Raw genomic sequence first — 25,878 nt, forward strand, 5'->3', positions numbered from 1 at the left:
GGCCCGGCCGCGTCGCTGCGCGGCCGGGCCTGCGGCGTGAGCACCGGTACGCTGCGCGACCGGAGACCTGGAGGGGACGATGACCAGCCTGCGCGACGTCCTGGAGAGGCATACGGGCCGCGGATCGGCGCCGGGGGCGGTGGGCCTGGTGGCCCGTGGTGACCGGGCGGAGGTGGCGGCCGTTGGCCATGCGGACGCGAGCGGCGCCGTCCCGATGACCAGGGAGTCGGTCTTCCGTATCGCGTCGCTGACCAAACAGGTCACCGCGGCGGCGGCGATGATGCTGGTGGAGGAGGGCCGGTTCGCGCTGCAGGACCCGGTGGAGCGGTGGCTGCCGGAACTGGCTTCGCCCGTCGTCGTACGCAGGCCCGACGGCCCGGTGGACGACGTCGTTCCGGCTTCGCGGCCCATCACCGTGCTCGACCTGCTGACGTTCCGCGCCGGGTACGGCTTCGCGCCCGACTTCTCGCTGCCGGTCGTCAGGCGGCTCTTCGCGGAGCTGGCTTACGATCCGGTGCGCCCACAGGCGGGCGCCGCGCCCGACGAGTGGATGGCGGCGCTCTCCCGCATCCCGCTGCTGCACCAGCCGGGCGAAGGCTGGCTCTACCACTTCGGTTCCGACATTCTCGGCGTGCTCATCGCCCGCGCTTCGGGAACGCCCCTGCCGGAGTTCCTCGCCGAGAGGCTGTTCGAACCGCTGGGGATGGAGGACACCGGATTCTGGGTGCCGCCGGAGAAGCTCGGCCGGCTCACCAGCCTCTACCTGCCCCCGCGGACGCCGGGCGGCGGCATCGAGCCCGCCGACCCGCCGGACGGGCAGTGGAGCCGCCGCCCCGCCTTCCCGTCCGGCGGCGGCGGTCTCGTCTCGACCCTCGACGACTGGCACGCCTTCGCCCGCATGCTGCTCGCCGAGGGGCGTACGGAGAAGGGCCCTGCCCGGAAGGGGCGTACGGGGAGAGGCGCTGAAGGAGGCCCCGGCGGAAGGCAGTTGCTGTCGCCCGCCTCGGTGCGCCGGATGACCGCCGACCAGTTGACGCGGGCCCAGCGTGAGGCCGGCGCGCACTTCCTGGAAGGGCAGGGCTGGGGATTCGGCGGCGGCGTGGACGTGGACCCCGTCGAGGTGTGGAACGTGCCCGGCCGCTACGGCTGGGTCGGCGGCAGCGGGACAGCCGCCCACATCACTCCCTCGACCGGCGCCGTCACCATCCTGCTGACGCAGCTCCGGCTGTCCGGACCGGCGTGGCCCGAGCGGATGCGGGACTTCTGGCGTTACGCGGCGGGTGTGTGAGCGTACGGAGGCCGCCGTGACCGTTCGCACTCGAGCAGGAGTATTCGAGGTAGCATAGAGGGCATGGCAGAGCCCACTCAGAAGTACTCCATCACCATGCCGCGAGACATCGCCGAAGCCGCCCGCACACGAAGCGGCCCATCAGGACTGTCCGCCTATGTGGCCGCGGCCGTCGGGCGGCAGATCGAGCGGGATGATCTCAATGAACTCATCGCTGTTGCGGAAGCCGATCACGGCCCCATCACCGAGGAAGAGATCCAGGCCAGACGGGATCAACTGCACGGTGCCCGCGAGGACCAGGGGCAGGCCGGAAATGCCGGAAGCACCGGGACAAGCGCCGCATGACCCGGCCCCTGGCTGTACCGGGGGGCACACTGGCTCTGGACAGTGAAGGACTGGCGAAGGCTGTTCTTCGCGATCGCGAGGTCACGGCGTGGCTTGCGCTGGCGCGTGCGGAGGACATGCGCGTGATCACCAGCGCCGTGACGCTGGTGGAAGTCGTCCACCCTCGGATCAAGCGAACGGCTCTGCATTGGACGCTGTCCCGGATCGTCATCGAGCCCGTTACCGAGCACATCGCGCGGTGTGCCTCGGACCTGCTCGCCGAGGTCGGCCTTCACGGTCACAAGCACGCCATCGACGCCATGTTCTGCGCAACCGCCCTCAGCGCACCCGGACCCGTGACCGCACTGACCTCGGATCCCGAGGACATCGCCGCCCTGTGCGGTGAGCACGTCACCGTCATCAAGGTCTGACGGGCGCAGTCCGGGTTCCGGGCTGTCCCTCCCGCGCAACCTCCGCCTGGAGCAGGAGGGGGGAGTGGGCGAAGCCGGCACGGGTGTAGGCGGTGACGGCGCGGTCGCTGGAGTGGACCGTCACCCGCTCCAGCCCGAGGTCGCGCGCCAGCGCGAGGACCCCGTCCATGAGCCGTGCACCCAGCCCTCCGTCGCGCTCGTCAGGCACCACGTACACGCACTGGACGTCGCCCGAGGCGCGTTCGGGGGCGCCGGGGTGCGGTACCCGCCGGGTGATCGCGAGCCAGGCCATGCCGAGGAGAGTGCCCTCGTCGCAAGCCATTTCGCGGATGTCCTCGCGGTCGGTGTCGCCACCGGCTTCCGCGCCGCAGGTGCCTTCGCGGGCCACGACCAGGCACCGGTGCGAGGACTCGTGCTCCAGCGCCCACGTCACGAACCGCCGTACGAACTCGTCCCGCGAGGTGACGGGCGTCCTCTGCCGCTCCTGCGCCCACTGCCAGCGGAGCACGGCGACTGCCTCCAGTTCGCCGGTCCGGACCGGGCGGACGTCGATGCGGTTCATGGAGTCAGTCTTTCGCGGAAGCCTCCCCGTCCGCGACCACGCAGTTGAGCTGCGTACGAAGCTCCCGCGGGTCCATGTCCGGCGTGGGCTCGGTGACGTAGAACTCCCACATGACCGGGCCCGGCGTCAGCCCCTGCTCGCGTACCCAGGCGTGCAGCCGCTCCCAGGAGGCGCCCAGCCCGTCGAACGAGCCGTGGTGGGTCGTACGTGCGACGCGCGTACCCGGGAGCGCGCTCACGACGACGTCCCCCTCGGGCCGGACAGCCCGGTCGGTGACGAAGCCGACTTCGAGTTCGGCGGTCTCCTGCGGCGGCCGGCTGTAGAGGCCGAACGCGGGGCCGGTGATGGCGATCTGCTGACGGGAGACCGTCTCGCCGAGCTGCCGGAACGACGTGTCGAAGAAGTCCCGCAGCCCGGCCTGCGGCACGACGCCGCGGACGACGGCCGTCACCGCCGGTTCGACGTCGACGATCTCGGGCTCGTCCGTGCCCGGTTGTGATGACGCGGCGCTGTTCATGATCCTCCCCAGGTTCGTGTGTCTGACCGAGGCCGACCACCGGGCCCTCCGGAACTCATCGCCCCGGCCGTGGTTCCGCCCCACCTTCGCGTTCTGACCTCGGCTGCCGCCCCCGGCCGCCGCCCGGAACGTCCCCGTAAGCTCGACGGCATGAAGGTCCTGCCCTGGTTCCGGGCGTTCGGTGAGACGGCGCGGTCCGGACTGTCGGTCGAGCGGGCCAAGCTCAATCCGCTCATCGCGCTGCGCGCCGCGGCCGGTGTCGCGGTGATCGTGTTCCTGACCCTGTGGGCGGGGTCCGCGGAGCTGGCTGTGGCCTCCGCGTTCGGTGCCTTCTCCTCAGGTGTGGCCACGTTCCAGCGCAGTTGGCGTCCCCGGCCGGTGCTGGCGCTGTGCGCGGGGGCGGCGCTGGCGCTGTCGACGTTCGCCGGCTATCTCGTCGTCGGCCATCCCGTCGCGTTCGTACTCCTCCTCGCCGCCTGGGCGTTCGCCTCCGGCCTGGCCTGGGGACTGGGCCCGACAGCGGGTGTCGTGGCGTCCTCGACGGTGGCCTGCATGCTGGTGACCGTCACCCTGCCGACCACCGTGCTCGGTGCCCTCGCACAGGCCGCGCTCATCGCGGCCGGCGGACTGGTGCAGGCGGCGCTGATCGTGCTCTTCCCCGTACGGCCATGGGGCGAGCGGCGCGACGCGCTCGCCGACGCGCTCGCCGCCGTCGCGGACTACGCGCGCCGGCTGCGCCACGACCCCGGCGCGTCCTTCGATCCCAAGCCGCTCATGGAGGCCCGCAGCGCCGCAGCGGTGACGCCGCGTCAGGCACGCCGCCGCCCGCGCCAGCTCGGCGGCTACCGGGGCCTGGCCGAACGCTTCCGTCCCGTGCTCGCCTCCCTCGCCGACCCCGTCGTGGGCGCGCCGATGGTCGGCCGGGAACGGGAGCGCGTACGGGAGCTGCTGCAGGCGGCGGCGACCGTGCTGGACGCGACGGCCCGCGCGGTGCGGCGCGGCGAGCGCGTACGTCTGCCGGAGGACGCCCTGGACGTGCTCCAAGTCCCCGCTTCCGGGCCGGTGTTGAGCGGCCCGGCGCGCAAGGCGGCGATGCGGCTGATCGCGCTGACGCAGGACGCGGTGGACGCCGCGCAGGAGCCGGTCGAGGTCACCCGCTCGATCCCGCTGATTCCCCGCGCCACATGGCAGATGCCGGCACGGCCCGACAGCGTGGAGGAAGCCGACGTCTACGTCGACCCCGACGCGGACGCCCAGCCCGCACATCCCGTACAGCCACGGCACTTGAGCCAGCCGTCGCTCGCCGTCCTCGTCCCCGTGGCCGTGCGCACCTTCCGCCGTGAACTGCGCTGGTCCTCGCCCGTGTGCCGGCATGCTCTGCGCGTCGCCGCCGTCGTCGCCGTCAGCTATGTGCTGGGCAGGGTGCTGCCGCCCGAGCACGGCTACTGGGCGCCGCTGACCGCCGTGATGGTGATGCGCCCCGACTTCTCCCGTACGTACGAACGGGGTGTGGCCCGCGTCGTCGGGACGCTGTTCGGCGTGGGGCTGGCGGGCACGGTCACGGTGCTGGCCCATCCTCCCCCGTACGCGAGTGCGGCGCTGGCGGTCGTCAGCGTCGGCTGCATGTACTTGCTGATGCGCACCGGTTACGCCATCACCTCCGCCTGCATCGGTGCGTACGTCGTCTTCCTGCTGGGGATCGCCGGCTCGCTGTGGTCGCAGACCGTGCTGGACCGGATCTGGCTGACGGCGCTCGGCGGCGGGCTCGCGATGCTCAGTTACGCGCTCTTCCCGGCATGGGAGACACCGCAGTTGAGGGACCGGCTCGCCGACTGGCTCTCGGCGACCGGTGGTTACACGATCGCCGTGCTCGACTGCTTCGCCGACCCGGCGGGCAGCGCGGCCGGTGCGGTCGGCACGCCCGCACCCGGAAACCCGAACCGCAAGGTCCGCGAGGCCCTGCTGGACACGCGCTCCGCCCGCCAGGAGTGGGACCAGACGGCGACACGGGCGGGCGCCGAGCCCGTACGTCACCGCGGCGGCCTCTCGCGTCGCTCTGCAACGGCGGCGCAGTCCGCGATGGTCACCCTGGGCCGGGTCACGATGCTGCTGGAGGCACACCTCCCGGACCGGGACGCGAAGCCCGACTCCGGCGCGGAGGAGTACTCCAGGGCGCTTGCGGCGGCCCTGCCCGACGCGGTGACCGCGCTCCGCGAGGGCCGCACCCCGGACTGGGGCCCCGTGCACGACGCCCTGGCCCGCTGGTGGGAGCAGGAGGCGGACCTGCCCTCCCCCTCGGTGGCGCTGCGCACCGCCGACCTGCTCGCGGACGCGCTGGAGGACCTCGCGGACGCGGTGGCACCCCGGGCCAAGTGACCAGCCCCGAGGCGGGCCTTCGGACGGGCCCCAGGGCCTTCGGACGGTCCCTAGACGTCCACGCGCAGCCGCACGTACCGCACCAGGGGGACGCGGCCGGTGCGTACGCGGACCTCTGCGGTGAGGGGTTCGGCATCGGCGGTCAACGGCTGCCACCGCACGTCCAGTTGGCCGTCCGTGACCGGCTCGCCGAGGCGTCCGGCGACGGCGCGGCCCAGCTGTGACGCCGTCCCCGACGGCAGCCGCGGCGTGGTGACGGCCCGGCGCCCGTCGGGGAGTTCGACGACCGCGCCCCAGGGCCGCCGCTCCGGGCCGGTAACGCCCAGGAGCAGGGCGTCGACCGTGTCCGCGGACCTCACCTTCCGCCAGGCGGTCCGCGGTTCGCCGGGACGGTAGGGGGAGTCCCAGCGTTTGGAGACGATGCCTTCGACGCCCTGCGTTCTCATCTCCCGCATCCACTCGCGGGCTTGAGCCGCGTCGTCGGTGGCCAGGACCAACTGGATCTGCGGGCCCGCCTGTTCGACGACGCTCCGCAGCCGTGGCCATCTGCTGCGCAGCGGCTCGGACCGCAGATCCGTCCAGGGCGCGGCGAGCACGTCGAAGGCGACGAGTACGGCCCCGGGAACGGACCTGGGCCGTCTGGCGAGGCCGCGGGACTGCACGGCCTCGAAGTCGAAGCGCCCCCGCTGCTCGTCCCACACCACCACCTCTCCGTCGATGACGGTTCCCACGCCCAACTGGTCTGCCGCGTCGGTGAGTTCGGGGAACTGGGCGCTCACGTCCCGCTTGCTGCGGGAGTGGATGCGTACGCCCTCGGGGGTCACGGAGAGGGCGACGCGCCAGCCGTCGAGCTTGACGGAATGGTGCCAGCCGGGCCCGTCGGGGACGGCCTCGACCGGTTTGGGCCGCACCAGCTCCACCGGCAGCCGCACCACGAGAGCTGAATTCACAGCGGCCAGCTTCACGGCGGGCGACCCGGGCGTCCGGCGGCCACGCCGCGCCCGGCCGCCCACGCCACCGTTGTGGCGGAGCGCGGCGGCAGCCGATGAGTTTCCGCGGCCGTCCTGGTCAGCACCGTTGTACGTGACGAGGAACGGAAGCGGAGCGGAAGGAGCCGGGACGTGGCCGGTGACGAGGCGCAGATCCGTGAGCTCATCGAGCGCTGGGCGGCGGCGGTGCACGAAGGCGACATGGACGGAGTGCTGGCAGCGCACTCCGACGACATCGTCATGTTCGACGTGCCGCCGCCCGACGACGGCGTGCGCGGCATCGAGAGCTACCGCGCGACCTGGCCGCCGTTCTTCGACTGGCAGCGTCAGGGCGCCTGCTTCGAGATCGTCTCCCTGGACGTCACGGCGGGCGAGGACGTCGCCTTCGCGTACGCGCTCGCACGCTGCGGCACCGAGAAGGAGCTGCGGGACGACCCGGGCAACCGTCTCCGCCTGACGATCGGGCTCCGCAAGGAAGGCGGCCGCTGGACCGTCTCGCACGAGCACCATTCGTTTCCGCTCAAGGACTGACGCACCCGATCGGCATCCACCCACCCGCTCAGGGGCTGGACCACCCGCTCAAGGACCGACGCACGGAGGGATCCGCAGATGAGGAAGGTCATCCTGTCCATGTCGGTGTCGCTGGACGGCTACTTCGCAGGCCCGGACGGTGAGATCGACTGGAGCCTGATGGACGACGAGCTGCATGCCCACATCAACGACCAGTTCCGGGGGATGAGCGCCTTCCTCCTGGGGCGCGTCGACTACGAGATGATGGCCGCCTTCTGGCCCACCGCCGACTCGGACCCGTCGGTCACCGGTTCCATGAAGGAGTTCGCCGGCATCTGGCGGGAGACGCCCAAGCTTGTCTTCTCCCGCACGCTGGAGCGGACCGGGGAGGAGAGCGCCGCCCTGCGCCGGGAGGTGGACCCCGAGGAGATCAGGGCGCTGAAGGCCCGGCCCGGCGGCGACATGGCCGTCGGCGGCGCCATGCTGGCGGAGGCGTTCCGTCGGCACGACCTGATCGACGAGTACCGCATCCTCGTGCACCCCGTGCTGCTCGGCCGGGGCCGGCCCCTTCTCCCGCCGCTCGAACCCCCGGCCGCCAGGACGCCCCTCCGCCTCGCGGGCACGCGCACCTTCGGCAACGGCGTGGTGCTGCTGCACCATGTGCGGGCGGATGCGGCTGCCCCGTCCGAGGGCTGAACGGCCGGGGGCTGGAGGTTCAGCCGCCGGCGGGTCAACCTCCAGTGGCGCTTTCTCCCGATGCTGTGCCGCCCCTCAGCAGTTCGTCGAGCATCAGCGCCGCGCCGCCGAGCGCGGCCGCGACACGGTGGATCTTCTCGCTGATGATCAGGATGTACGTGGCCGTGAAGACTGCGATCGCCCCCAGCTGTGCCAGTCGTTCATGACGCTCCGGGGAGTCGGTTCGGGCTGGGGGTGGAGCCGGCGGTGGAGGGACCCGGCACTGTTGCTTCTCCGCCGGTGTCCTGGTTGCTTGCGTGGACGTCGGTTCCTTCGACGAGGTGCGAGACCTGGAAGAGGCGCGCGACGGGAACGTCCGTGCTGCTGTGCGCGACGATGGAGAAGGCGATGCACACGGCCACGAGCGTGTAGGCCTGTTCGGCCTGCGGGATTCCCGATTGCAGCACGAGAAGCCCGTACACCACCGACGCGAAACCCTTCGGGCCGAACCAGGCGGCCGCGAATCTCTCCCGGCGGTCGAGCCTTGTGCCTACGAGGGACAGCAGCAGTGAGGCCGGGCGGATCAGGACGATGGCCAGCACGGCGGCCACGTAACCGCCCACCGTCAGGTCACCGAAGAGCTGCGGAGTCAGAAGGGCCCCGAAGATCAGCAGTGCGGCGAACTTCGCCAGTTCGGCGAGCTGGTCCCCCAGCGGGCCGAAGGACTCCTTGGCCTCCGGTGAGACCGAGGCCAGGACGGCGCCCGCGGAGAACGCGGCGAGGTACGGGTTCGCGTGGGTGAGGTGGCACAGGGCGTAGAGGATCACCCCGGTCGCCAGCGGCAGCAGGGGCTGCAGCTTGGGCTCCGCGCCGAGCACGCGGACCCGGGCCAGCGCGTGCACGAGGAGGGGCAGCCCGGCGCCGAAGACCAGTCCCAGCGCCAGCTCCGTGCCGATCGCCGTGCCCGAGGTCCGGGCGTGGCCCGCGGCCGGACCGGCCGCGGCGATCAGAAGCAGAACGACGGGGAGAGCGAGACCGTCGTTGATTCCGCTCTCGACATTGAGCAACTGCCGCAGCCGCGCGGGCACTTCCTTCCGGCCCACGATCGCCGAGGCGAAGACGGGGTCCGTGGGAGCCAGCACGGCTCCCACCAGGAAGGACGTCGTCCAGTCCAGACCCACCAGGTAGTGGGAGACCAGCGCCATGAACGCGAACGCCAGCGGCATTCCCAGCGCGAGTGCGCGGGCCGGGTAGCGCCAGGCACGGCGCAGCGCCGGGAAGGAGACGTGCATGCCGTCGACGAACAGGACGGCGAAGAGTGCGAGGTCCGCGGTGACCGAGACGATCCCGCTCTCCGGCGTGACGTCGACGAACCCCAGGAACCCTTCCCCTACCAGGGCTCCGCCGACGAGGAGGAGCAGCGAGGTGGACAGGACCGTCCGGGCCGCCAGCCCCGAGAGCAGGAGCGCTGCCAGGAGGACGATCCCGAAAACCGCGATGAGCACCACGACAAGCGCCTCCGGTCAGCTGAGAGTTCTGCCTCATCGCCGACCAGACTTCCCGGCACACCGCCGGAGACTTTACACGGCCCCTGTTCCGGCGGCATGGCCAAGGGCTCGCCGGTTGTGAGGTCCGAAACAGGGAGACCGGTGCGGTGTCACGCGTCCGTTCAGAGGTCCGGTCACGTGTCCCCGGCGTGCTGCGCCCGCTCCGCCGCCCTCCGTGCCGCCTCCTTGCCGCGCCGCTCCGGGTCCTCCGGCTGGTCGATGTCGGGAACGGAGTCCCCGTCCTCGTCGCGGGTCTCCTCCTCCCACAGCACCCGGTATCTCCGGTCGCGGACCTTGACCAGTACGCAGCCCGCGGCCGCGGAGAGCAGCGAGCCGACGAGTACCGCCGCCTTCACATGCTCCATGGTCCCCTGGTCCGTGAAGGCCAGCTCCGTGATGAGCAACGAGACGGTGAAGCCGATGCCCGCGAGCATCGAGACGCCCGCCACGTCCGGCCAGGCCATCGCCGGGTCGAGCCGTGCCCGTGTGAAGCGGGCCGCGAGATACGTCCCCCCGAAGACGCCGGCGAACTTGCCGAGGAAGAGGCCCAGGACGACACCCAGCGACTCCGGCTGCCGGAACATCTCGGCGAGCGCGGAACCAGAGACGCCGACGCCCGCCGCGAAGAGCGCGAAGAGCGGGACGGCGACGCCTGCCGAGAGCGGGCGCACGATGTGCTCGACGCGTTCCCCGGGAGACGTCCGCTCTCCTTCGCGCGGACGGCTTCGCAGCAGCATGCCTAGGGCGACGCCGGCGATCGTCGCGTGGACGCCGCTGTTGTACATCAGGGCCCAGATGACGAGGGCCAGGGGCACGTAGACGTACCAGCCGCGCACTCCCAGCTTCGCGTGCAGCACCCGGAAGAGGACCAGCCCGGCCGCCGCACCGGCAAGCGCGGTCCAGTCGAGGGTCGCGGAGAAGAACACCGCGATGACCAGGATGGCGCCGAGATCGTCGACGACGGCGAGGGTCAGCAGGAACGCGCGGACCCCGGAGGGCAGGTGGGAACCGATCACCGCCAGGACGCCGAGGGCGAAGGCGATGTCGGTGGCCATCGGCACGGCCCAGCCGTCCAGGCTGCCTCCCCCGGCGAGGCAGACGGCCGCGTATACGAGTGCCGGGACGACCGTGCCCGCGACGGCCGCGACGACCGGAAGGGCGGCGGCCGCGGGCTTGCGCAGCTGCCCCGAGACGAACTCCCGCTTCAGCTCGGCTCCGGCGACGAAGAAGAAGAGCGTGAGGAGACCCTCCGACGCCCAGTGCTCCACGGAGAGGTCCAGCCCGAGGGCGGGGATGCCGAAGTGGAAGGCCCGGAGGGACTCGTACGAGGAACTCAGCGGTGAGTTGGCCCACACCAGCGCGATCACAGTCGCGCCGAGCAGAATCATGCCGCCGACGGTCTCGGCGCGCAGCGCTTCGGACAGGCGGCGGCGTTCGCCCGTCGGGGGACGGCCGAAGAGCCGGGTCTGTTGTGGCGGGGAAGCGGGGGAAGCCGAGGGGGAGCCGGACGAGGACTCGGACGTCGAGGGAGACCCGGACGTCAAGGCAGCCTCGGACGTCGGGCGTGACGGGTACGCGGACATGGGTGCGGGCTCCTGGCGCGGGAGAAGGAGGCGCCATCGCTTGAAGACGCCGCCGACCAGGCTTCCCGGCTCACCCTTGCTGCGTCGATCCAGTGCCGCGTTGATCGCGGTCGATCTCGTTCGACTCATACACCGTAACCCGCTCGCATACGCTGATGCGCGGTCGGGGGCCGAGGTGGGAGGGGGAGCGGTGGCAGAGCACAGCCCGGGTGTGGACCGCGCGGAGGACTTTCTCGGCCGCTACACGCGGTTGCTGACCGAGGTGTCCGAGACGGGCCGCCTGCCGCGCCGCGACGAACTGGACTCCTTCCGCGCCCTCGGCGAGCGCGCCTCCGAGCAGGGCTGGGCACTGCGCGAACTGGTCGGCCTCTACCTCGGGCGGACACGTGAACTGTGGGGCACTCTGCCGGGCGTCGCCCGTGCCGCCACGGCGGGTGAGCGCGCACGTACGGGAGACGCGCTGCTCGGAGCGGTCGAGGGCGCGGTGTCGGCGCTGGGGGAGGGCCACGAGCGCGCCCAGCGGTTCGCGGCGCGCCGCGAGGAGGGCGAGCGGCGGGAGTTCGTCGACGATCTGCTCCACGGACGCAGCGACATGGGCCGGCTCGCGGAGCGTGCGCCGCGCTTCGGGCTGCGGCTCGCGGACGTGCACACGGTCGCGGTCGCGGACGGCGAGGAGAAATACGACGACCTGCACCGCACGGTCCGGCGCATCGAGCGCGACCTGCGGGGGCGGTTCGGTTCCCGTGACGTGCTGCTGTCCACGAAGGAGGGACGGCTGGTGTGCATCGCCGCGAGCAGCGACGACGACGTGCTGGAGCACTTCGTCCGCCTCGCCCGCGACCCTGGCCCGGGCCATCTCGCCGCGCGGCACATAGCCGTCGGGCGCGAGCATCCCGGTGCGGGCGGCGTGGTCCTCAGTTACGAAGAGGCGCTGGGAGCGCTCGAACTCGCGGAGGGACTGGACTTGGAGGACGTGCGCCTCAACGCCTCGGAGCTGCTGGTCTTCCCGGTGCTGCTCCGCGACCGGGGGGCCATGGCCGACCTCGTGCGGACCGTGCTCGGGCCGCTGACGGAGGCACGCGGCGGGGCGGAGCCGCTCCTGGAGACCCTGACGGTGTGCTCCGCGGCCGGATACGTCAACGCGGAGGCCGCAAGGCGGCTCGGCCTGAGCGTGCGTACGCTCTCGTACCGCCTGGAACGCATCCGCACCCTCACCGGCTATTCGCCGAACGAACCCCTTCAGCGCTTCACGCTGGAGGCCGCGGTCATGGGAGCGCGGCTTCTGGGGTGGCCCGGCAAGGGCGTGTGAAGAAGCAGGCCGCAAGCGGGTTGCTCACAGGACGTCAAAAGCACCTGAACATTGCCGGGTTCTGGCAATGTGTGCCCGCCGTCCCCGATGTCACCATGAGCGTGCGCCGCAAGGGCGCCGATGCACGGACCGATGCCCTCGACGGGGGTGAGGGCATCGGCCCGGGGCACGGCCGTGCCCCCGGGGGGCTCCCGGGGGCACGGCGCCGGCTGCCGGAAGCTGGCAGTACGGGCTGCTGTGCCTGGCTCAGCCCACCTGCAGCTTCTGACCCGGGTGGATCAGGTCGGCGTCGTCGACGGCGGACTTGTTGTCCTCGTGGAGCTCCTTCCAGTCGACGCCGTGGGACGAGGCGATGGAGGCGAGGGTGTCACCGGCCTTCACGGTGTAGTTGCCCTTGCCTCCGCCGTCGCCCGGCGTCTCGCCCTGATCTGAGTCGTGTGTCTCGTGCTGCGGCGAGCCCCCGGAATCACCGGAGCCGCTCGGGTCGACGTCGGCCGGTGCGCCGTCGGCGGTCAGGCCGCCCTCGCCGGCACACGCCCAGGCGCCCGGACCCTGCCGGTCGAGCAACTTCTCGGCGGTGGCGATCTGTTGTTCCTTGGTGGCCTGGTCGGCGCGCGGCGCGTACTTCGTGCCGCCGGCCGCCTCCCAGCTGGAGTTGGAGAACTGCAGGCCGCCGTAGTGGCCGTTGCCGGTGTTGGCCTGCCAGTCGCCGCTGGACTCGCATTCGGCGACCTTGTCCCAGGTGCTGACGGAGGCAGCCTGGGCACCGGGCGCAGTCACCATCGGAAGGGCGACTGCGGCGCCCACGACGCCGCTCAGCACGGCGAGGCGTGTGGCCTTCACAGGCCCACGGTTACGGCCGTTGCCGGAAAACAGCATGGTGAATGTTTCCTAACGATCGCGGAGTTCGCCACATGTTCCGTGGCGAACGTGTCGAGCGGTGGCGACCGTAAGCACACTGCCGCGGACGGGCAAAAACCGTCACGAGTGATCCCCCAACTCCCCTAAGCCGCCCGGGACTCACCATCACCGCAGGTCACCCGGACAGGTGCGAACCGGACAACAGGGCTTCTGCGGGCACCGGCGGAGAGAAGGGTCACATCGGGGGACGGGTCCGGCACCCTGCCCCCGGATCCCGTCCCCCGACTCCCGACCCCCGACCCCCGTCCCCCGACCCCCGTCCCCCGACCCCCGTCCCCGGGCTCCACGGTCGCTGCCTGGCTCAGTCGGCGCGCTCCCGTACGACGCGTGCGACGTCGAGGCGCTGAACGGCCCGTACGGCGGGGATCTGGGACAGCAGCGACGCACCCAGGACGGCGGCCGCCGCCGCGACAACGACTGGCCAGCCGATCTCGAGCCGTATCGAGAACATGTCGCTGGAGAAGGAGTTCAGGGACTCCCGCGCCGCGGCGAAACCGGCCGCGAGACCGACCGGCACGGCCAGCGCCGTCGCCGTCAGGTTCTCCGCCGCCAACAGGCCCGCGATGCGGCGCAACGGCACTCCGGCGGCCCGCAGAGTGGCCAACTCACCGGTGCGTTCGGCGATGTTGACGGTCATCGTCACGTAGATCACCGTCAGCGCCAGCACTCCGCCGAGCAGCAGCATGATCCCGACGAACACCCAGAACAGCGTCATGTAGCGGTCGATCTGCCGCTTGACCGCCTGGGAGTCGGCATAGGCGACGACGCCGTCCAGCGCCGTGACGTCCTGGCGCACCCGGTCGTGCCCCGGCGCTGCCGCTCCGGAGGCGAACCGCAGCGCGTAGCCGTTGGTTCCGGAGCCCGTCGCCGCCTCGACGGTGGCCTGCGTGCCGTACAGCGCCGACCCCATCGGCTCGTCGACGAGTCCGGCCAGCCGCACACTCCGCTCCGTGGCGCCGTCCCCGCCCCCGGTGGAGCGGAGCGTGAACCGGTCGCCCGGAGAGAGACGCAGCCGCTCCGCCAGCCCCTTGCCCGCGAGGACCCAGCCGTCCGCGGGCAGCCGGCGCTCCCGCCCGTCGGGCGTGAGGAAGCCGTGCATGGTGGTGCGCGGCCGGTAGCCCGTCAGCGGCGTGCTGTAGGACTCGCCGCCGGCCCTCGCGGTGACCTGCGCCGACGTCATCGGCTCCACCGCGCTCACCCCGTCGATGCCGCGCAGCGCCCGCTGCTGGCCGGGGGCCCGCGGATCGGCGGTGACGGTGGCGTCCTCACGCTGCACCGTCTCGAACTGCGTGTCCGTCGCCGACTTCATGCTCGTCGCCATGCCCGCCGACGAGAGCACCAGCACCAGCGCGAGAACACCGCCCAGCATCGTCGCCAGCGTGCGGCGCCGGCTGCGCCCCAGTTCGCGCAGCGACAGCCGGAGCGTCAGCGGAATGCGCCGCGCCCACGCCGGGGCCTGCCGCCGCTTCGTGGCCGGCCGCGGTGGGCCGCCCTCGCCTCGCATGGACTCCGCGGGAGCGGTACGCGTCGTCGCCCACGCCGGGACGGCGCCGCCCACCAGCCCCACCAGTACGCCGAAGAGCAGACCCGTCACCATGACCGCCGGGCGGTGTTCCACGAGCGTGTAGGGGATGCCGAGTTCGGCGGTGTAGGCGTGCGTCATCGCCGTCGTCGCCACCGCTCCCAGGGCCACGCCCAGCACGGCACCGCCCGCACCGGCGAGCACACCGTGACCGAGGTAGTGGCGCGCCACGGTGCCGCGCGAAGCTCCGGCGGCCAGGAAGGTCGCGATGATCCTGCGTTCGGCCAGCACCATCCGTGTGATGAGGACGTACGCGGCCACGGCCGCCGCCGACAGGAACAACACCGGGAAAGCCACTGAGAGTTGGGAGAAACCCCGCAGGTCCTCGTTCAGCGTCGCGTCGGACGGCTGCTCGGAGCGCGGCTGCACCTCGGTGGCTCCCGCGGCGCGGAGGACTTCCCCGACACGGGCGGTCGCGTCGTCGTCGGCGCGCGCGGAGTCGCTCAGCCGTACGAGGGTCTGCGGCGTGCCCGGGACGCTGCGCGTGAACTCCCGCACGGTCGCCTCGGGGGCGAAGAGCACCGCGAAGTTGTGCGGATCACCGAGGACTTGCTGGCGGGTGAGGGCCGGCCACAGATACTCGGGCGACTCCGCCACACCGCGTACGGTCACCGTCCGCCAGCGCGAACCGTCGTGGATCCTCGAAGTGTCGCCGGGGGAGAGGCCGAAGGTCTTCGCAGTGTGCCGTTCGACCAGCACGCCGTGCGGGTCGCCGCGCCGCGGATAGTGGCCGGAGACGACATCGACCTTGTTGACGGCGGCCTGCTCACCGGCGGGCAACCCCGCCACCCGGCCGAGGAGTTCGGCGCCGGGGCTGCCTTTCCCGGAACTGCTCCGGTCCCCGCCGAGCCGTACCGGCAACCGCCCCTGCGTGCGGGTCGCCACTTCCTCGACGCCGTCCGAGGCACGGGCGGCCGCCGCGACCTTCGCCGCGTCGCCGCCGGAGGCCGTCAGGTCGGCGAAGTGCATGCGGGAGTAGGTGTGTTCGTAGCTGGAGCCCAGATTGCGGTAGGCGTCGTAACTGGCGACGAAGAGCAGCACGCCGACCATCACGGTCACCCCGATCGCCGCGAACTGCGGGAGCCGCCGCCGCAGATCACGCCGTGTCTTGGTGAGCAGGAGTGCCTTGCGGGGGAACCGTGTCCCGGTGAGAGAGGAGCTCATGATGCTCACCAGTCCACGTCGGCCACGTCGGCGGGAGCCGCGTTCCGCTCGACCGACTCCACACGTCCGTCCCGCATGGTCACCACCCGGTGAGCCATCCGCGCGATCGCGGCGTTGTGCGTGACCATCAGCACGCCGCGGCCCTCACGGTTCGTCCGCTGCAGCAGCCGCAGCACCGACTTGCCCGTGGCGACGTCCAGGGCGCCCGTGGGCTCGTCCGCGAGCAGCAGATCCGGGTCGGTGGCCAGGGCGCGCGCTATCGCGACGCGCTGCTGCTGGCCGCCGGAGAGCTGCGCCGGGAAGTGGTCCAGCCGGTCCCCGAGCCCGACGGACTCCAGCAGCCCCGCGGCGTCGCGACGCTCGCCCCGGCCCGTCAACTCGACCATCACCTCGACGTTCTCGCGGGCCGTCAGGGTCGGAACCAGGTTGAAGAACTGGAAGACGAAGCCGATGTGATCCCGGCGGAAACCCGCGAGCCCGCGGGGCCGCCGCCCCGTCAGATCCACCCCGGCGACCTCCACCGAGCCGCCGCCCGCGGGCTCGATTCCGCCGAGCACGTTCAGCAGCGTCGTCTTGCCCGAGCCGCTCGGCCCCAGGACGACCACCAGCTCGCCCGCCCCCAGGTCCAGATCCACTCCGTCGAGCGCGGCGACGGAAGCCTCCCCGTCCCCGTACGACTTCGACACCCCACGCAGCTTCGCCCCGCCCCGGAGCGTGACTCCGGTACCGGCGTCCTGTGTGCTCGTATGCGCCACGGATTTCCTCCCTCTGTACGGGACTTGAGTTCTTCGGGCCCGGCTCGGCGGGGCGGTGCCTCAGCCGGCGGGTGCGACGCGGGCCAGCCGCGCCAGTGGTCCGGACACGGAGATCCGCGCGAGGGACGGGTCGATGAGCCGGTGCAGCACCAGCCCGTCGATCGCGGCGCCCAGCAGGAGAGCGGTGGCCTCGGCGTCGTCCTGCGAGCCGCTTGTGCCGCCGGCGGCCCGCAGCCACTCCGCGACGCCCCCGCGCCACTCCGCCATCAGTTCCGCCAGCTCCGTACGGAGCCGCTCCAGCCGCGTCGAGGCCAGCAGCATCTCGCTGAACAGCACCGTCGTCGGATCGGTCGCGGTGTACTCCGAAACCATCTCCAGCACCTGGATCACGCCCCCCGAGGCGTCGTCGGCCTGCGACATCGCCTCGGCCGCGCGCGTCATCTCGCGCCGCGCGGAGGCCAGTGCGGCTTCGATCAGCAGATCGGTCACGGTGGAGAAGTGGTAATGCACCAGACCCGGCCGCAGCTCCGCCCGGTCCGCCACGCGCCGGGTGGTCACCGCCCCCCAGCCGTCCTCGACGATCAACTGCGCCGCGGCGTCGAGCAGCCGCCGCCGGGTCTCCTGGCCGCGCTCCGCGGATGTCGGGGTCATGGTCGCTCCACTGGGTGCTTGTACGGGGCTCCGCGGGACGGGCCCGCCATGGGTCGGCCGATCGGGTCGCCGGACGATTGGGCGAACGCATTGGGCGAGCGGTTTGGTCGTACGCCCAAACTGGACCCAACCGTACGCCTCCCTCCGCCTGCGCGCCACCCCCGGCCCCGTCCCCGCTCCCACCACATGACTCCGGCCCCGACCCCAGGCCCCGGCACGGCCGTGATCGTCAGCCCGAGTGAGAAGCTGACAGGTGATCAGCGCAGTGACCGGTGCGGGGACCAGTTGGGCGCGAGGAACCAGCGCAGGTACACCAACGGCCACCGGGAGGGGGTTCGGCGTGACGGAGGTCCGTACGTTCCGGGAGGGGGACCGCGCCGAGCTGCGCGAGCTCTTCCGCAGGGTGAGCGAGGGCGCGCCGACGGCTTCCCTGTGGGGGCACGAGGAGTCGGAAGCGGCGATCTACCTGCAGGCGTACATGGACCTGGAGCCGGAATCGCTGTTCGTCGCGGTGGTCGACGGGGCGTTGGCCGGCTACCTGGCCGGAAGCCTCGACCACTCGCAGTTCCCGAGGGAGAGCGAACGCATCGCCCGTGCGATCCGGAAGTACCGGCTGGTCCTCCGGCCCCGGCCCGCGGCCTTCCTCGCCCGAAGCCTGCTCGACATGGGCCGTGCCGCCGTACGGGGAGAGGCGACGGCATCGGACTTCACGGACGAACGGTGGCCCGCGCACCTTCACATCAACGTCGCGTCCGCAGCGCGCGGTACGGGCGCCTCCGACGCCCTCATGCACGCGTGGTTCCGGCGGCTCAGGGACAACGGCTCACCGGGATGCCATCTGCTGACCCTGGCGGAGAACACCCGCGCGGTGCGGTTCTTCGAGCGCATGGGCTTCGTCAAGCATGGCTCCACTCCGCTCGTCCCCGGTATCCGGCACGACGGCAGGCGGGTTCACCAGCAGACGATGGTCTGGAGCCCTGACTGACGACAGAGCGACGAGCCGGGCCCTGCTTCAGCGACTGCCGGCGGCGGAGCCGAAGTTGCCCCGCACCTCGCGGATTTCGGCAGCGCTCGGATACGAGTTGGTGCAGGCCGTCCCCGCGGACTTGCCCGACATGACGCTGGAGCACGGCCCGGGCTGCCTGTCCTCAAGACCGAGCAGGTGGCCGAACTCGTGGGAGACGATGCGGATCGCGTCGTGCCCCTGGGCGAGGGCTCTGCGGCCGATGCTGACGGTGCCCTTGCCGAGGCTGGGCCCCTGGGGTTCGGCTCCGGGCCAGCCCTTGGTGGCGACGATGCGGATGTCCGCTTCGGTCCCGGAGCGCGCACGCTGCAGCCTCACCTCGGGGACGCGGTCGTTCCACGATTCGGCCGCGGTCCGTATCGCTCCGGCGAAGCCCTCGGCGGCACTCGCGTCGTACGTCAGCAGTACGGCCTCACCCCGGCCCGCGCCCGCCGCCGGTCCGGCCTCGGGGATGGTTCCGGAGACGTCGTCGGCCGGCCACTCCGCGCCCGAACCGCCTTCCGGGCCCTGCCCGCCCGGACCTGCCGATTCGCCGACGACGGCGTCCGTCCCGCGAGAGCCGGAGCCGCGTGAGGGGATCTCGTCGGAACCCCGTCCCGAGGACTCTCCGGACGAGTCGCTCGTGGCCGAGAGGCTCTGCTCGACAACGGGCGACTGCGTCCCGGAGCCCTCCGGTCCTCCGCACGCGGTCAGTGCGAACAGAGTCAGCGGCGCGGAGGCTGCCACCCATCTCTCGAGTCCGGTACGCATCCTGTCTCCTGCATGGTGATCGGGGTCCGTCGTGAAGGGGTGCCACTGCGGACGTGCACGGCGCGCGTGCACTGCGGGCGTACGCATAGTGCCCGATGACGGGCGGTCCCGCAGATGTTTCCTACTCACGTGTACAGACCGGATGCCGTTCCCGGGTTTGCCGGTGATGTGCATGACATGTCGAACGTCTTGAACTTACCGGGAGTCACCAATACACGCGCTCCCCGTGCCGGCTCAGTGCCGGCTCGCCGGCCGCCTTCCCTTTGGCTGCTTCGGCTCGGTGCGCGGCGGGGTCCGGGGCACCTTCCGCGTGCGGGGCTCCCCGCTGTGCACGGTGAAGCGCTCGCCGTAGTGGCAGATCTCCATCGGCGATCCCTTCACGAGCGTGTACGTCGCCGTGGAGTCCCCCATCTCGACCCGCAGCCGGCGGCCCAGCACCTGGACGGTGAAGGCGAGCCGGGTGAGGCGTTCCGGCAGTTTGGGGGCGAACTCCAGGGCGCAGTCGGCGGCGTGCCTCATCCCGCCGAAGCCGGCGACGAGCGCCGTCCAGGTTCCGGCGAGGGAGGCGATGTGCAGGCCGTCGCGGGTGTTGTTCTCCAGGTCGGCGAGGTCCATCAGGGCCGCTTCGCCCAAGTAGTCGTAGGCCAGGCGCAGATGGCCGACCTCGGCGGCCATCACGGCCTGCCAGCACGCGGAGAGCGAGGAGTCCCGGACGGTCAGTTGCTCGTAGTACTCGAAGTTGCGGGCCTTCTGCTCGTCGTCGAACTCCTCGCCGTGCCGGCACATCGCCAGTACCAGGTCGGCCTGTTTGACGACCTGCTTGCGGTACAGCTCGAAGTAGGGGAAATGCAGCATCAGCGGATACTGGTCCGGCCGGGTGGCCGCGAAGTCCCAGATCTGATGGCTTGTGAAGTCGGCCGACTGCTCGTGCACGCCGAGGTCCTCGTTGTACGGGAGGGCCACGGCGTCGGCCGCGTCCCGCCAGGCGGCGGTCTCCTCGTCGTCGACGCCGAAGGCGGCGGCCAGATCCGGGTGCCGGTCGACGGCGTTGGCGGCCTCCCGGAGGTTCTCGCGCGCCATCAGGTTCGTGTAGATGTTGTCGTCGGCCACCGCGCTGTACTCGTCCGGTCCCGTGACCCCGTCGAAGTGGAAGGCGCCCTGGTGGTCGTGGTGGCCGAGCGAGTGCCACAGCCGGGCCGTCTCCACGAGGATCGGCACCCCGGTGTCCCGCTCGAACTCGTCGTCGCCCGTGGCTGCCACGTACCGCACCACCGCGTCGGCGATGTCGGCGTTCACGTGGAAGGCGGCGGTGCCCGCCGGCCAGTACGCCGAGCATTCCGAACCGTCGATCGTCCGCCACGGGAACGCGGCGCCGCGCAGGCCGAGTTGCTTCGCCCGGGCGCGTGCGGCGGGCAGCGTGTCGTACCTCCAGCGCAGCGCCTCGGCGACCGAGTGCGGCGAGGTGTAGGTCAGCAGCGCCAGCACGAAGGTCTCGGTGTCCCAGAACGAATGGCCGTCGTATCCCGAGCCGGTGAGGCCCTTCGCGGGGATGGCGCGCTGTTCGGCACGCGCACCCGCCTGCAGTACGTGGAAGAGGCCGAAGCGCACCGCCTGCTGGATCTCCGCGTCGCCGTCCACCTCGACGTCGGAGCGCGCCCAGAAGTCGTCCAGGTAGGAGCGCTGCTGCTCGACGAGCCCGTCCCAGCCCGTGCTGCACGCCCCGGCGAGGGCGGCGTCCACCTGGTCTCGTACGGCGGGAAGGGAGCGCACGCTCGACCAGCCGTACGAGACCGTCTTCTCCAGCCGCAGCGGCACTCCCGGCTGCAGCACCGAAGTGACCGTGAGCCGGCTGACGTCCTCGCCGCTCTCGCTCGAAGTACGCGTGGATTCGGGGCCTTTCACGACGTGGTCGGCCGCCGCGGCGACGCGCAGACCGCTGCGGCGCGTGCAGTGCACGAGGCGCAGCCGGTTCCCCGAGGCGAGGTTCTCCTCGGGCTCCAGGGGCGATTCGAGTGCGGCCGCGGCGCGGGGATCGCCCTTGAGGTGGGGGAGCTGCTCGTTGGCGACGAGTTCCGACTGGATGACCACGCGCACCTCGTCGTCCAGCGGTTCGACCTCGAAGGCGACGGCGGCGATGGCGCGCTGCGTGAAGGAGACCAGCCGCGTGGACGTGACCCGCACCGTGCTGCCGGCCGGTGAGGTCCACTCGCAGGTACGGCGCAGCAGCCCGCTGCGCAGATCCAGCACGCGCTCGTGGGAGCGCAGCCGCCCGTAGCGCACGTCGAAGGGCTCGTCGTCGACGAGCAGGCGGATGACCTTGCCGTTGGTGACGTTGATGACGGTCTGGCCCGACTCGGGATAGCCGTAGCCCGCCTCCGCGTACGGCAGCGGGTGCAGCTCGTGGACGCCGTTGAGGTAGGAGCCGGGCAGGCCGTGCGGCTCGCCCTCGTCGAGATTGCCCCGCCAGCCGACGTGGCCGTTGGACAGCGCGAAGACGGACTCGCTCTGCGGCAGCACGTCCACGTTGAGCCCGGTCTCGCGCAGCGCCCAGGGTTCGCAGGCGTACGCCCGTTGGGTGATCATGTGCGCTCCTCAGGCTCGCTGGGCTCTGCGGACCCGGTGGACCCGGTGGACCCGCTGGACTCCGTGAGCTCCGACAGGTCCTGGACGACCGTGTCGGCGCCGTGTCGGCGGAGGGCGTCGGCCTGGCCGACCCGGTCGACGCCCACGACGTAGCCGAAGTGGCCGGAGCGTCCGGCGTCCATGCCTGCCAGGGCGTCCTCGAAGACGGCGGACGCGGCGGCGTCCACGCCGAGGTCGGCGGCGGCGGCGAGGAAGGTGTCGGGTGCCGGTTTGCCGGGCAGGCCACGCTCCTCGGCGACCAGGCCGTCGATCCGTACCTCGAAGAGCTCCTCGATGCCTACGGAGACCAGGATGTCGCGGCAGTTCTTGCTGGAGGAGACGACGGCCGTGCGCAGGCCCGCCTGCCGCACCGCCCGCACATAGCGGACCGAGCCGGAATAGGCCTCGACGCCGTCCTTGTGGATCTTCTCCAGCAGGAGGTCGTTCTTGCGGTTGCCCAGGCCCTGCACGCTCTCCCGGCCAGGGGGATCGTCCTCCGCGCCCTCGGGCAGCTCGATGCCGCGGGAGGCCAGGAAGGTGCGCACCCCGTCGTCCCGCGGCCGCCCGTCGACGTACTTGTCGTAGTCGTCCGGGCTGAACGGCCGGAGGTCCTCTCCAGCCCGGCCGTGCTCCGGGGCGCTCCCACGGCCGCGCAGGAAGCCGTCGAACATCTCTTTCCAGGCGGCGGCGTGCACCACGGCCGTCTTGGTGATCACGCCGTCGAGGTCGAAGAGGCAGGCGCGGACGGTCTGCGGCAGTCCCAGCGTCGTCATGCCGGGCCGGGTCCCCCGCTGGGGCCCCGGCATGCCTGGTCACGCCCTTCCGTGGCTGTGCGGGGCAGCCGGCAGCCCGGGCGGTCAGCCCAGCAGCTCGATCTCCGAGAGCACCGCGGAGCGGCCGGCGGGCACGAGCCTGTAGTGCCGGTACGCGCCGGGGTCGTCGACGGTGAAGACCCGGGTCTGCCTGTCCCAGCGGAAGGTCTCGCCCTTGCGCCTGTCCACGGCCGTCCACTCCTTCCCGTCGCGGGAGCCCTCCAGGACCCAGCCCTCCGGCGCGTCGGCCCGGTCGGCGGAGGTCAGCGTGTAGGACTTCACCGGCTTGTCGCGGGAGCCCGGCTTCACCTCCATCGCGGCCTCGGAGAAGACGCCTCTGGTGGCGGATGTGTCGTCCAGCAGCGGCCCGGCCTCTTCTTCCTTCTTCGCCGGTACGGTCACGTCGCCCGGCGGCGAGGGCACCTTGTCGTCCTTCGTGATCGAGGACGGGGCGTTCTTCTCACCGGTGCCCCACTTGGAAGGCTTCGGCCCCATGTCGAATTCGAGGGTGCCGCCGCGGGCGATCAGTTTGTGCGGCAGTGAAGTGGAGCGCCATTCCTTGCCGTTGACGCGCAGGCCCTGCACGTAGATGTTGCGCTCGCTGTTGCGCGGGGCCTTCACCACCAGTTCGCGGCCGCCGCCGAGCTGGACGGTCGCCTTCGTGAACAGCGGCGAGCCGACGGCGTATTCGGGCGATCCCATCACCAGCGGATAGAAGCCGAGCGCGCTGAAGAGATACCACGCGGACATCTCGCCGTTGTCCTCGTCGCCCGGGTAGCCCTGGCCGATCTCGCTGCCGAGATAGAGACGGGAGAGGACGTCGCGGACCTTCTCCTGCGTCTTCCAGGGCTTGCCGGCGGCGTCATAGGTGTAGGCGATGTGGTGCGAGGGCTGGTTGCTGTGCCCGTACATTCCCATGCGCACGTCGCGTGCTTCGGTCATCTCGTGGATGACGTCGCCGTACGAGCCCGCGAACTCCTTCGACGCCGTCTCGGGCGTGGCGAAGTACTTGTCGAGCTTCTTCGCCAGGCCCGCGCGTCCCCCGTACAGGTTCGCGAGGCCCTTCGTGTCCTGGGGCGCGGTGAAGGCGAAGCTCCAGCCGTTGGTCTCGGTGTAGTCGTGGCCCCACACCCGCGGGTCGAACTCCCCTGGCGGCAGGCGCCAGTTGCCGTCTGCGTCCTTGCCCTGGAAGAAGCCGACCCGGTCGTCGAAGTGCTTGACGTAGTTGCGGGCGCGCCCGAGGAAGTACGCCGACTCCGCCTTGTAGCGGGCCTTGTGGGTCTTGCGGTACAGGGCCTCGCCCATGCGCGCGATGCCGAAGTCGTTGAGATAGCCCTCCAGGGCCCAGGACATGCCTTCGCCGGTCTCCGTGCTGGTGTACCCGAGGAAGGGGGAGGTGGCCATGCCCTTGCGGCCCACTCCGGAGCGCGGCGGTGCGACCGTGGCGTTCTTGACCGCGGCGTCGTAGGCGGCCTCGGCGTCGAACTTCACGCCCTTGGCGTAGGCGTCGGCGAAGGCGACGTCGGAGCTGGTGCCCGTCATCAGGTCCGCGTAGCCCGGCGAGGACCACCGCGATATCCAGCCGCCGTCCTTGTACTGCTGCACGAAGCCGTCCGCCATCTTCCCCGCCCGCTTCGGTGTGAAGAGGGAGTAGGCGGGCCAGGTCGTGCGATAGGTGTCCCAGAAGCCGTTGTTGACGTACACGTCGCCGTCGACGATCTTCGAGCCGGTATGCGTCGGGGTGTCCTCACCCGTGGGCTCCGAGAACGGGCTGGCGTACCGCTTGCGTGAACCGACGAGCTCCGCGCCGGAGTTGGGGTAGAGGTAGAGCCGGTAGAGGCTGGAGTAGAGCGTGGTGAGCTGGTCGCGGCTCGCGCCCTCGACCTTGATGCGCCCGAGCAGGTCGTCCCACTCTCCCTGCGCGCGCTGCCGTACCTCGCGGAAGGACGCGTCCGCCGGGATCTCCCGCTCCAGGTTGGCCTTCGCCTGGTCGACGCTGATCAGCGAGGTGGCGATGCGCATCGTGACCGTACGGTCGGAGCCCGGCTTGAAGCGGAGGTAGCCGGTGACGTCCTTGCCGCCGCCCCCCTCCAGCTTGCCGCCCGTGGTCACGGGCGAGTCGAAGCGGGCGTAGACGAACATGCGGGTGGCGCCCACCGACAGCTTGCTCTTGACGTCGGAGAAGCCGGTGACCGTGGCGTTGTTCTCGGTCTTCCCGGATGTGTCGAGCGTGAGGCCGCCCCGGTTGTCGACGTTGTCGAAGATGAGGTTCGCGTTCTTGCCGGGGAAGGTGAAGCGCATCATCGCGGCGTGGTCGGTCGGAGTGATCTGCGTCCGCAGGCCGCTCTCGGACGTGACGCCGTAATAGTGCGGCCTGGCCGTCTCGTTGCTGTGGCGGAAGGGCAGCGCGCGGGCCTTACGGGACGCGTCGGGCTTGCCGGCGGCGGCCGACGGCATCACCTGGAAGGTCTGCCGGTCGCCCATCCACGGGCTGGGTTCGTGGCTGGCGCTGAAGGCCTGCAGGGTGGGGAGGTTGTCGTCGTTGTTCTTGCGGGCGTACTCGTAGAGCCAGTCCGTGGAGCCCGCGTCGGTCACCGGCGTCCAGAAGTTGAAACCGCCGGGGAGCGCCGTGGCGGGGAAGGTGTTGCCGCGGGAGAAGTCGCCGCTGGAGTTGGTGCCGCGGGTGGTCTCGGCGTAGTCGGAGAGGTGCGCGGGGCGCTTCTCGCGCGGCTCCGGGGCGAGGGAGACGTCGTCCACCCAGCCGCGGAAGGCGCTGCCGCCCTTGGGGGAGTCGTACGCGACGAGGATCTTGTCGACGGTCTTGCCCGCCGCCACGGCGCCGATCCGCGACTTCCGGTCGTTCCACTGGTTCGCGTACATCGTCTTCGCCGCGGCCTGGCCCTGCGGTGTGAGCGCGGCGCCGTGCTGGTCCTTCGCGCCCAGGTCGCTCAGATAGGTGCCGTCGGTGAAGGCGAGATCGAGGGACGCGTGCGTGGCGGGGTAGTCGAGGTCGGTCTTCGGCAGCTCGGGGAAGATCTTGTACGAGAGCGAAGTGCGGGCGCTCACACGGACGTCGACGTCGAAGACGCGGTTGTAGGAGTAGCCGCGGCCGCTCGCGGTGTGTTCGCCGGCGTAACGCAGCGAGTGCTTGCCGCTGAAGCCCGCGCCGTCCTTCGAAGTGGGGGTGTCCTCCGGGCCGGTGCCCGTGTGGCTGCTCATGCCGGGTGTGCCCGGTGCCGAGTCGCGGTGGACGCCGTCGGTCTTCTTCTCGCCGTCGGGCGTCGTCTCGACGCTGTCCTCCCAGTCGGGTGCCGGATCGCCCGCTTCGAAGGAGGAGTTGAAGGAGGCCGCCGGTCCGCCGGGTTCGTGCGGCTGCCGGGGCGGGCCGGCCGACGCCGTGCCCTGCGCCGTCATCACCAGCAGCGCCGATACGAGGAGGGCCGCCCAGGTTCTCCCTGCGGTGCCGGATCTGCGTCGTGACATGTG

Annotated in this window: 21 protein-coding genes; 8 read left to right on the forward strand and 13 right to left on the reverse strand. The window is 71.5% G+C overall.

Annotation, left to right across the window (positions count from 1 at the left end; all coding sequences use genetic code 11):
- The first annotated feature begins 79 nt into the window (after nucleotides 1–79).
- From AN215_RS16180 to AN215_RS16190, 3 genes are all read left to right on the forward strand, one after another.
- Entirely contained in the window at nucleotides 80–1,288 is a 1,209-nt protein-coding gene (locus tag AN215_RS16180) for a serine hydrolase domain-containing protein (RefSeq protein ID WP_070013687.1), read from the forward strand.
- A gap of 63 nt (nucleotides 1,289–1,351) precedes the next feature.
- Nucleotides 1,352–1,633, forward strand: coding sequence for a CopG family transcriptional regulator (locus tag AN215_RS16185; protein ID WP_070013688.1), 282 nt, complete (start codon nucleotides 1,352–1,354; stop codon nucleotides 1,631–1,633).
- Nucleotides 1,630–2,043, forward strand: coding sequence for a PIN domain-containing protein (locus tag AN215_RS16190; RefSeq protein WP_070013689.1), 414 nt, complete (start codon nucleotides 1,630–1,632; stop codon nucleotides 2,041–2,043). Before AN215_RS16185 ends, AN215_RS16190 begins: the two co-directional genes overlap by 4 nt.
- Here the strand turns inward: AN215_RS16190 and AN215_RS16195 are convergent.
- Nucleotides 2,033–2,605, reverse strand: coding sequence for a GNAT family N-acetyltransferase (locus AN215_RS16195; RefSeq protein WP_070013690.1), 573 nt, complete (start codon nucleotides 2,603–2,605; stop codon nucleotides 2,033–2,035). The two genes, AN215_RS16190 and AN215_RS16195, sit on opposite strands and share 11 nt — an antisense overlap.
- Before the next feature lie 4 nt (nucleotides 2,606–2,609).
- Complete coding sequence (locus AN215_RS16200; RefSeq protein ID WP_070013691.1) at nucleotides 2,610–3,122, reverse strand: GyrI-like domain-containing protein; 513 nt, start codon at nucleotides 3,120–3,122, stop codon at nucleotides 2,610–2,612.
- Nucleotides 3,123–3,272: 150 nt separating this feature from the next.
- Between AN215_RS16200 and AN215_RS16205 the strand changes: the two genes are divergently transcribed.
- Entirely contained in the window at nucleotides 3,273–5,498 is a 2,226-nt protein-coding gene (locus AN215_RS16205) for an FUSC family protein (RefSeq protein ID WP_070013692.1), read from the forward strand.
- A 50-nt stretch (nucleotides 5,499–5,548) separates the two neighbouring features.
- On the opposite strand, the gene AN215_RS28705 is transcribed toward AN215_RS16205, so the two are convergent.
- Nucleotides 5,549–6,448: an ATP-dependent DNA ligase gene (locus AN215_RS28705; RefSeq protein WP_070013988.1), complete on the reverse strand. Its 900-nt coding sequence runs from the start codon at nucleotides 6,446–6,448 to the stop codon at nucleotides 5,549–5,551.
- A gap of 171 nt (nucleotides 6,449–6,619) precedes the next feature.
- Here AN215_RS28705 and AN215_RS29605 point away from each other — a divergent pair, with 171 nt between their 5' ends.
- Both AN215_RS29605 and AN215_RS16220 read left to right on the forward strand, forming a co-directional pair.
- Nucleotides 6,620–7,018 carry a YybH family protein gene (locus AN215_RS29605; RefSeq protein WP_070013693.1) on the forward strand — a complete coding sequence of 133 codons (399 nt, stop codon included), beginning with the start codon at nucleotides 6,620–6,622 and terminating at the stop codon, nucleotides 7,016–7,018.
- Between the two features lie 78 nt (nucleotides 7,019–7,096).
- A complete protein-coding gene (locus AN215_RS16220; RefSeq protein ID WP_070013694.1) occupies nucleotides 7,097–7,693 on the forward strand; it encodes a dihydrofolate reductase family protein in 597 nt (198 codons plus the stop codon).
- A gap of 200 nt (nucleotides 7,694–7,893) precedes the next feature.
- On the opposite strand, the gene AN215_RS16225 is transcribed toward AN215_RS16220, so the two are convergent.
- Both AN215_RS16225 and nhaA read right to left on the reverse strand, forming a co-directional pair.
- Nucleotides 7,894–9,180 (reverse strand): cation:proton antiporter, encoded by a 1,287-nt coding sequence (locus AN215_RS16225; protein ID WP_079123108.1) that lies wholly within the window; start codon nucleotides 9,178–9,180, stop codon nucleotides 7,894–7,896.
- 173 nt (nucleotides 9,181–9,353) lie between these two features.
- A complete protein-coding gene (nhaA, locus tag AN215_RS16230; RefSeq protein WP_245694521.1) occupies nucleotides 9,354–10,931 on the reverse strand; it encodes a Na+/H+ antiporter NhaA in 1,578 nt (525 codons plus the stop codon).
- Between the two features lie 61 nt (nucleotides 10,932–10,992).
- Between nhaA and AN215_RS16235 the strand changes: the two genes are divergently transcribed.
- Entirely contained in the window at nucleotides 10,993–12,111 is a 1,119-nt protein-coding gene (locus AN215_RS16235) for a PucR family transcriptional regulator (protein ID WP_245694522.1), read from the forward strand.
- Between the two features lie 246 nt (nucleotides 12,112–12,357).
- Here the strand turns inward: AN215_RS16235 and AN215_RS16240 are convergent, their stop codons facing one another.
- The 4 genes from AN215_RS16240 to AN215_RS16255 form a co-directional block, all read right to left on the reverse strand.
- Nucleotides 12,358–12,990, reverse strand: a complete 633-nt coding sequence (locus tag AN215_RS16240) for a LysM peptidoglycan-binding domain-containing protein (protein ID WP_070013696.1) — start codon at nucleotides 12,988–12,990, stop codon at nucleotides 12,358–12,360.
- Nucleotides 12,991–13,333: 343 nt separating this feature from the next.
- Complete coding sequence (locus tag AN215_RS16245) at nucleotides 13,334–15,778, reverse strand: ABC transporter permease (protein WP_070013990.1); 2,445 nt, start codon at nucleotides 15,776–15,778, stop codon at nucleotides 13,334–13,336.
- Nucleotides 15,779–15,783: 5 nt separating this feature from the next.
- Entirely contained in the window at nucleotides 15,784–16,533 is a 750-nt protein-coding gene (locus AN215_RS16250) for an ABC transporter ATP-binding protein (RefSeq protein ID WP_070013697.1), read from the reverse strand.
- A 60-nt stretch (nucleotides 16,534–16,593) separates the two neighbouring features.
- Entirely contained in the window at nucleotides 16,594–17,184 is a 591-nt protein-coding gene (locus tag AN215_RS16255) for a TetR/AcrR family transcriptional regulator (RefSeq protein WP_070013698.1), read from the reverse strand.
- A gap of 340 nt (nucleotides 17,185–17,524) precedes the next feature.
- On the opposite strand from AN215_RS16255, the gene AN215_RS16260 reads away from it, so the two are divergent.
- Nucleotides 17,525–18,169, forward strand: coding sequence for a GNAT family N-acetyltransferase (locus AN215_RS16260; protein WP_070013699.1), 645 nt, complete (start codon nucleotides 17,525–17,527; stop codon nucleotides 18,167–18,169).
- Nucleotides 18,170–18,196: 27 nt separating this feature from the next.
- Here AN215_RS16260 and AN215_RS29610 read toward each other — a convergent pair whose 3' ends face one another.
- From AN215_RS29610 to AN215_RS16280, 4 genes are all read right to left on the reverse strand, one after another.
- Nucleotides 18,197–18,958: a snapalysin family zinc-dependent metalloprotease gene (locus tag AN215_RS29610; protein WP_070013700.1), complete on the reverse strand. Its 762-nt coding sequence runs from the start codon at nucleotides 18,956–18,958 to the stop codon at nucleotides 18,197–18,199.
- A 234-nt stretch (nucleotides 18,959–19,192) separates the two neighbouring features.
- Nucleotides 19,193–21,541, reverse strand: coding sequence for a glycoside hydrolase family 65 protein (locus AN215_RS16270; protein WP_070013701.1), 2,349 nt, complete (start codon nucleotides 21,539–21,541; stop codon nucleotides 19,193–19,195).
- Nucleotides 21,538–22,353: an HAD family hydrolase gene (locus AN215_RS16275; protein WP_070013702.1), complete on the reverse strand. Its 816-nt coding sequence runs from the start codon at nucleotides 22,351–22,353 to the stop codon at nucleotides 21,538–21,540. The genes AN215_RS16270 and AN215_RS16275 overlap by 4 nt, the downstream gene beginning before the upstream one ends.
- 84 nt (nucleotides 22,354–22,437) lie before the next feature.
- Complete coding sequence (locus tag AN215_RS16280) at nucleotides 22,438–25,875, reverse strand: GH92 family glycosyl hydrolase (RefSeq protein WP_070013703.1); 3,438 nt, start codon at nucleotides 25,873–25,875, stop codon at nucleotides 22,438–22,440.
- Nucleotides 25,876–25,878: the final 3 nt, after the last annotated feature.

The sequence above is a fragment of the Streptomyces abyssalis genome (genome assembly GCF_001751365.1).
Lineage (GTDB): Bacteria > Actinomycetota > Actinomycetes > Streptomycetales > Streptomycetaceae > Streptomyces > Streptomyces abyssalis.